This window comes from Hydrogenophaga palleronii NBRC 102513 (assembly GCF_001571225.1).
Taxonomy (GTDB): Bacteria; Pseudomonadota; Gammaproteobacteria; order Burkholderiales; family Burkholderiaceae_C; genus Hydrogenophaga; species Hydrogenophaga palleronii.
Window position 1 is genome coordinate 1 of record NZ_BCTJ01000072.1, and the last position, 7001, is coordinate 7001.

7 protein-coding genes are annotated in these 7001 nt (G+C 69.9%); 3 read left to right on the forward strand and 4 right to left on the reverse strand.

Going from position 1 to position 7001, the window contains the following annotated elements; genetic code table 11:
- Window positions 1-14: 14 nt before the first annotated feature.
- Window positions 15-1622 (reverse strand): ABC transporter permease, encoded by a 1608-nt coding sequence (locus HPA01S_RS21995; protein ID WP_066273581.1) that lies wholly within the window; start codon window positions 1620-1622, stop codon window positions 15-17.
- A 158-nt stretch (window positions 1623-1780) separates the two neighbouring features.
- Here HPA01S_RS21995 and HPA01S_RS22000 point away from each other — a divergent pair, with 158 nt between their 5' ends.
- Window positions 1781-2902: an ABC transporter ATP-binding protein gene (locus tag HPA01S_RS22000; protein ID WP_066273583.1), complete on the forward strand. Its 1122-nt coding sequence runs from the start codon at window positions 1781-1783 to the stop codon at window positions 2900-2902.
- A gap of 24 nt (window positions 2903-2926) precedes the next feature.
- Here HPA01S_RS22000 and HPA01S_RS22005 read toward each other — a convergent pair whose 3' ends face one another.
- The 3 genes from HPA01S_RS22005 to HPA01S_RS22015 form a co-directional block, all read right to left on the reverse strand.
- Window positions 2927-4351 (reverse strand): PepSY-associated TM helix domain-containing protein, encoded by a 1425-nt coding sequence (locus tag HPA01S_RS22005; protein WP_066273585.1) that lies wholly within the window; start codon window positions 4349-4351, stop codon window positions 2927-2929.
- Window positions 4352-4358: 7 nt separating this feature from the next.
- Entirely contained in the window at window positions 4359-4856 is a 498-nt protein-coding gene (locus tag HPA01S_RS22010; RefSeq protein ID WP_066273589.1) for a copper chaperone PCu(A)C, read from the reverse strand.
- Between the two features lie 131 nt (window positions 4857-4987).
- Window positions 4988-5377: a DUF2946 domain-containing protein gene (locus HPA01S_RS22015; protein ID WP_066273591.1), complete on the reverse strand. Its 390-nt coding sequence runs from the start codon at window positions 5375-5377 to the stop codon at window positions 4988-4990.
- A 97-nt stretch (window positions 5378-5474) separates the two neighbouring features.
- Here HPA01S_RS22015 and HPA01S_RS22020 point away from each other — a divergent pair, with 97 nt between their 5' ends.
- Window positions 5475-6119 carry a glutathione S-transferase family protein gene (locus HPA01S_RS22020; RefSeq protein WP_066273593.1) on the forward strand — a complete coding sequence of 215 codons (645 nt, stop codon included), beginning with the start codon at window positions 5475-5477 and terminating at the stop codon, window positions 6117-6119.
- 474 nt (window positions 6120-6593) lie between these two features.
- The coding region (locus tag HPA01S_RS22900; protein WP_218005372.1) for an ESPR domain-containing protein at window positions 6594-7001 on the forward strand (408 nt) is incomplete at its 3' end.

The following is a 7001-nucleotide window of genomic DNA, read 5'->3' on the forward strand; positions in this document are numbered from 1 at the left end:
CAGGGGGGTGTTCTCTACCTCGCCCGCAGGGCCCGGCTCAACAACACCACCGGCACCAGCCCCACCAGCACCAGCGTCAGCGCCGGCAGCGCCGCTTCGCCCAGGCGCTCGTCGCGCGCCAGCTGGTAGGTCACCACGGCCAGCGTGTCGCTGTTGAAGGGGCGCAGCACCAGCGTGGCGGGCAGCTCCTTCATCACGTCCACGAACACCAGCAGCGCGGCGGCGGCGGTGGAGCGCCGCAGCAGCGGCCAGTGCACGCGCGCGGCCAGGCCGAGGCCGGTGGCGCCGAGCATGCGCGCCGAGTCGTCCAGGCTGTTCGGAATGCGCGCATACCCGCTTTGCAGCGACTGCAAGGCCACGGCGGTGAAGCGCACCAGGTAGGCCCAGACGATGCCGAGTGCCGTGGCCGTCACCCAGTAACCCACACTGGCCTCGGGCCAGCGCGATTGCACCCAGCCCACCGGCAGCAGCAGCCCGACCACGATCACCGCGCCCGGCACCGCATAACCCAGGCTGGCGAGTTGCGACACGCCGCGTGTGAGCCGCCCCGGCCAGACCCGCACCACGAAGGCCAGCGTGAGCGCGATGGCAGTCGCCAGCACCGCGCCCAGGCCGGCCAGCCAGATGCTGTTGCGCGACCACTGCAGGAAGGCCGTCCAGGGCAGGTCGTCCCAGCCGCCAATCAGCGGGCGCAGCATGAACAGCACCGGCAGCACAAAACCAAATGCAATCGGCAGGCCACACACCGCCACCGCGAGCAGCGCGCGCGCACCGCGCAGCCGCGTCGGCTGGGCCTCGGCGCTGCCGGCGCGCTGGCCGCGCAAGGTGGCAAAACGCAGGCGGCGCTGCGCGCGGTGCTCCAGCCACATCAGCAGCGCCACCAGCCCCAGCAGCATGGTGGCCAGTTGGGCCGCGGCCAGCGGCATGTCCATCGCCAGCCAGGCCTTGTAGATGCCGGCGGTGAAAGTCTGGATGCCGAAGTAACTCGCCACGCCGAAGTCCGCCAGCGTCTCCATCAGCGCCAGCGCCACGCCCGCGGCCACCGCCGGGCGCGCCAGCGGCAGCGCCACCTCGCGGATGCGCCGCGCCAGCGGGGCACCCAGCAGGCGCGCCGCCTCCATCAGCTGCGAGGCTCGCTCGGTCAGCGCGGTGCGCGCCAGCAGGTAGACGTAGGGATAGAGCGAGAAGGTGAAGACCCAGACCGCGCCCGGCGTGCTGCGCACCTCGGGCAGCAGGCGGCCCGACAGGCCGAAGGTCTCGCGCAGCCAGACCTGCAAGGGGCCGCTGAACTGCAGGAAGTCGGTGTAGGCGTAGGCCACCACATAGGCCGGCATGGCCAGCGGCAGCAGCAGCGCCCACTCGAAGAAGCGCCGGCCGCGGAAATCGAACAGGGTGACGGCACTGGCCGTGGCCATGCCGACCACCGCCACGCCCACCGCCACGCTGACCGACAGCACCAGCGTGGTGAACGCATAGTCGGGCAGGACGCTCTGCGCCATCTGGCTCAACACGTCCTGCGCCACGGCGTCGAACTGGAACCAGGACGCGCCCAGCGACAGCACCGGCAGCGTCAGCATCAGAGCGAGCAGGATCAACAGGGCCGAGGCCAGCCAACGCAACATGGTCAGGGGGTTCCAGAAAAAGGGCCGTTGACCCGCGTCAACACAAATGAGAATTGTAAATATCTACAATCTGGCGACTGGCCTGGCCGGGTTTTGCCGCGCACCGCACCGCCGGCTCCCTGCAAGCCCACCCAACCCGCCTGCGCAAAGCCTCTCCCATGTTCCTCAACGTATCCCAACTCAGTGTCCGTTACGGCGAGCAGGCACAGGCCGCGGTCGACGGCGTTTCGCTGGGCCTGCCGGCCGGTGACATCGGCGTGCTGATCGGCCCCTCGGGCTGCGGCAAGACCACGCTGCTGCGCGCCGTCGCCGGGCTGGAGCGCGCCAGCAGTGGCCGCATCGTGCTCGAAGGCGAAACGGTCAGCGACGGCGAACACCACATGCCGGCCGAGCAGCGCCGCATCGGCATGGTGTTCCAGGACTACGCGCTCTTTCCGCACCTCGACGTCGGCCGCAACATCGCCTTCGGCATCCACCGCCTGCCCGCCGCCGAGCGCGCGGCGCGCGTTGACGAGGTGCTGCAACTGGTGGGCCTGGCCGGCATGCAGGCGCGCCTGCCCCATGAACTCTCGGGCGGCCAGCAACAGCGCGTGGCGCTGGCACGCGCGCTGGCGCCGCGCCCGCGCCTGCTGCTGCTGGACGAACCCTTCTCCAACCTCGACGTGGACCTGCGCGAGCGCCTCGCGCACGAGGTGCACGGCATTCTGAAAGCGGCCGGTGCCACGGCGCTGTTCGTCACGCACGACCAGCTCGAAGCCTTTGCCATCGGCGACCGCATCGGCGTGATGCACCAGGGCCGGCTGCACCAGTGGGACGAGGCCTACGCGCTCTACCACCGCCCGGCCACGCGCTTCGTGGCCGAGTTCATCGGCCACGGCGTGTTCGCGCCGGCGCAGATCCAGATGGTGGGCGACCGCGTGACGGTGCAGACCCCGCTCGGCCCGCTGCACGACGTGGAAGAGTGCCCGCTGCCCTCGGCCTACGAGGCCGGCCTGTGCGAGGTGCTGCTGCGCGCCGACGACATCGTGCACGACGACAACGCGCCGGTGAAGGCGCAGATCCTGCGCAAGGCGTTCCGCGGTTCGGAGTTTCTCTACACGCTGCGCCTGGCCACCGGCGAGGTGTTGATGACGCACGTGCCCTCGCACCACAACCACGCGGTGGGCGAGTGGATCGGCATCCGCGCCGAGGTGGACCATGTGGTGACCTTCGAGCGCGGATCGGGCGCCAGCGCGCCACCGGTGCCGGGCGTGTTGCGCACGCCACCGGCGGCGGCCTGAACCGCCCCACCCGCCAGCCGGGTGTCAGCGCAGCGCGCGTTGCAGCGCCGGCCAGCGCGAGACCAGCAAACCGTCCACCAGCAACACCGCCAGCAGCACCGCGCCGGTGAGCGGGAAGAGCAGCGCCAGACCACACATCACCAGCGCCCCGCCCTTCCACAGTGCCGGGTTCCGCGGCGCGGGCGGGGCCACCAGGCGCCAGCCGCCACGCGCCGGGCGGCGCTTCCACCACATCACCATGCCGCTCACGCACAGCAGCACCACGGCGGCGCAGAACAGCACGTTGAGCAGCGCGTTCCACAAACCCAGGTCGCCCTGGTGCAGCGCGGTGCCCACCGCCATCGCCTTGGCGAGCAGCGGGTAGTCGGCGTACGCGGCCTCGGCCAGCACGCGGCCGCTGTAGCGGTCCACGTGCACCGTGCGGTCGTGTGTCGGGCTGCCGAGGTCGCCGCTCATGGTGTCGGCCGAGATGGTGAACACACCGGTGTCGCTCTGCGGCAGCTGGATGTGGTGCTGGCCGCTGAAGCCGAGTTGCTGCGCCAGCGTGGCGATGCTGTCGAGGTCCACCGCCTGGCCGGCCGGCACACCCGCCGTGCCGGCGCTCGAACCCGAGGCCGGTAGCGGTGTCTGCTCCAGACCCCAGGGCACCTCGTGCTGGCCGCCGGTGTTGAGCGTGGCGTGGCTCGCGTCCGACAAGGGCACGGCGTTCCATTTGGTGGCCGGGAAGCTGTTCCAGGCCTGCACGAACTGCGCGCCCCACACCCCCGTCCACGTCATGCCGGTGAGCAGGAACACCAGCAGCACCGCGCTGAGCCAGAAGCCCAGGCTGGCGTGCAGCGAGCGCCACCACAGCCGGCCCTTGAGCCGCAGGTCGGGCAGCAGCACCCGCGCCCAGCGGGTGCCGCCGCGTGGCCACCAGAGGTAGAGGCCGGTGACGATCATGACGATGGCAAACCCTGCCGCGATCTCGATCAACCGGTCGCCCACATCACCCAGCAGCAGCGTGCCGTGCACCTTCTGCGCCCAGGCGAACCAGGTGTTGTCCTTGTCCACCAGCTGCAGCACCTCGGCGTTGTAGGGGTTCACCGCCACCGCTTCGTTGACGCCGTCGCGCGACACCACGAACCAGCTGGCGCGCTCGGGCGTGGCCGGTGCGATGTACTCGCGCAGTGCGGCGGAGGAGCGCATGTCGAGCACCGCCTGCGCCTGCACGCTCACCGGCAGCGGGCCTTGTTCGTTCACCGCCACCGTGACCGGTGGGCCCAGGCGGGTCTGGAAGCCGGTGAAGGTCACCATCACCAGCCCGGTGAGGGCCAGCATGAGCAGAAACGGCACGACGTAAAGGCCGGCGTAAAAGTGCCAGCGCCAGGCCAGCGCATGAAAGCCGGCGGCAGGGGACGGCCGCGTCCCCGCCTCCGCGACAGCGGATGCATTGTCAAAGGCTGCCATCGCGGCCTCAGTGTTTGTGCTGGCTGTGGTCGGCACCGGCCGCGGCCGGTGCGGCGGCCGCACCCACGCCACCCAGCGCGCGCGCCGTGGCCTTGATCTCCAGCGTCGAACGCTGGCCGGCCTTGTCTTCCAGCACCAGCGTGAGCGGCACCACGTCGCCGGCCTTCACCTGGCCTTTGAGGTCGAGCAGCATCACGTGGTAACCACCGGGCTTGAGCTCCACCGCCTGGCCGGCGGGCAGCGCCAGGCCCTTGACCTCGCGCATGCGCATCACGTCCTTTTCCATCGCCATCTCGTGGATCTGGGTCAGGCCGGCGATGGGGGAACGCGCGTCGACCACGCGCACATCGGCCTTGGCCGTGAGCTGCATGAAGGCACCGGTGGATTTTTGTTGCGCCACGGTGGCGCGCACCCAGGGTTCTTTCACGTCGACATGGGCGGCGGGGGTTTGTGCCCAGGCGGTGGCGCTGAGGGCGAGCAGGGCAGAGAGAAAAACGTGTTTCATGGCAGTGGCCTCAAGGGCTTCACAAAGGGGGTCGGCCGGCCCGCGCCAGAACGCGGCGGGGCAGGAAGAAAACGGGAGCGCAAGAACGGGACGACACAGTGCGCCCGACGCGGGGCAGGCGCTGCCGTGCGTCAGACCCGGGGTGGTGCGCGCGAAGGCGCGGCCGGCCAGAAGGTGGCGGGCTCGTCGACGCTCGCCCGCCACAGCGGCGCTGCGGTGGGGGCGGCCAGGTCGGTGACGGCCAGTGGCGCGGGCGGCAGCCCTGCGGCGCCGTGCAGCTGGCACCAGGGGCAATGGCGCGAGGCATCGGCCATGGACTTGCCGACGTCCATGTCGGCCAGATCACCCTGCGCATCGGTCTGCACCCAGACCATGCCGCTGGCACTGCAAACCTGCATCCAGCCGGGGCCGCCTTGTGCGGCCACCACCGCCTGCGCCAGCGTGGGCGCGAGCGCACCCAGCACCATGGCGAGCATGGCCAGCCAGGCGGCAATACGGTGGGTGGCGCGGGGGAAACGCATGGCGGGCAGTTTATCAGCGGGTGCGTCAACTGCGGGACGCCCGGGCGAGAGCCCTGCCACTAGGATGCCTGCACAACCACCCCAACGGAGACACACCATGCTCACGCTCAGCGGCTTTTCTGCCAGCAACTACTACAACAAGGTCAAGCTCGCCCTGCTCGAAAAAGGCGTGGCCTTCGACGAAGAGATCGCCTGGATCGGCGAAACCGACAAGGCCTGCAGCCCGCTGGGCAAGGTGCCCTACCTGAAGACCGATGCGGGCGCGCTGTCCGAATCCACCGTGATCCTGGAGTACCTGGAAGACGCCTACCCGCAGGTGCCGCTGCTGCCGGCCGACCCGTTTGCCGCCGCCAAGGTGCGCGAGCTGGTGCGTTACCTGGAACTGCACCTGGAACTGGTGGCGCGCAACCTCTACCCCGAGGCCTTCTTCGGCGGCAAGGTGAGCGACGCGGCAAAAGAAAAAACCGGCCAGCAGCTGACCAAGAACGTGGCAGCGTTCAACCAGCTCACGAAGTACGCGCCCTTCATCGCGGGCGATCGGTTCACGCTCGCCGACTGCGCGGCCGCCGTGCACCTGCCGCTGGTGAGCACCGCCACCAAAATCATCTACGGCCGCGACGTGCTGGCCGACACACCAGCGCGCGACTACCTCAAGCGCCTGGGCGAGCGGCCCTCGGTGCAGAAGGTCAACGCGGACCGCAAGCTGAACACCGAGCTGATGCTGAGCCGCAGCAAAGCCTGACCCGGCGGCCCGCCGGGCACTGCGCCCTTCGCTGGGCGTGCGCCAGCGCTTTGGCGTTGGCGTTGGCGGGTGCTGGCACGTGCAGCAGCAGCGGCGGTGCCAGCGGCAGTTGCAACGGGCCCCCCAGCGGCCGGACCTGGGCAGACCCGCACTCGGCACTGCCGCACAGGTTGCCGCGGCAAGCCGCAGCACGGGCACGGTGCGCGACGGCGTGCCGCGCCCACGCCAACAGCGACTTCAAAGCCGGCGCCCAGCTGCGCGGGCACACCACACGGCTCGATGAAGCCCAGAAAAACCATGGGTGGCGCGGGCCACCGCTTTTGTGCTGCCCGGGCGGTGGCCTGGCGTGATCCGTGAAACACCGCACAGTAAAGGGGCGTCTCTGCTACAGAAGACGAAGCACCCCCTTATCATCGTGCGGGCCTCCGCTGCAGCGGGGGCGAGACCCACCCAAAGAGCACGAGAAGACAAACCATGAACCGCATCCACCGCGTCATTTTCAATACACAACTGGGCATATGGCAGGCCGTCTGCGAATGCGCACGCGGACGCGGCAAGGGCGGGCGCCAGTCGCGGCGCACAAGTCGGCAAGGGGCCGCCGCGGGCTCAGCGGCCCACGCCGAGGACACGGCACTGGCGCACACACGGCCTGCGGTGGTGAAAATCTTGGGCACCCCCGCCAGAGCCGTGCTGGCCTCCTGGGGGCTCTTGTTTGGGGTGGCGCTGCCGGCCACCGCGCAGAACGTTGTGCTCCCGGGGCAGACCTATACCCTGCCGCCTGGCGAAACCAGCCAAACGTTCGAGAGCATCTTCGGAACGTTGCACATCAACGCCGGCAGCAGGCTGACCAACGCCGCCATTCTTTCCAACGAAATGGGTGGC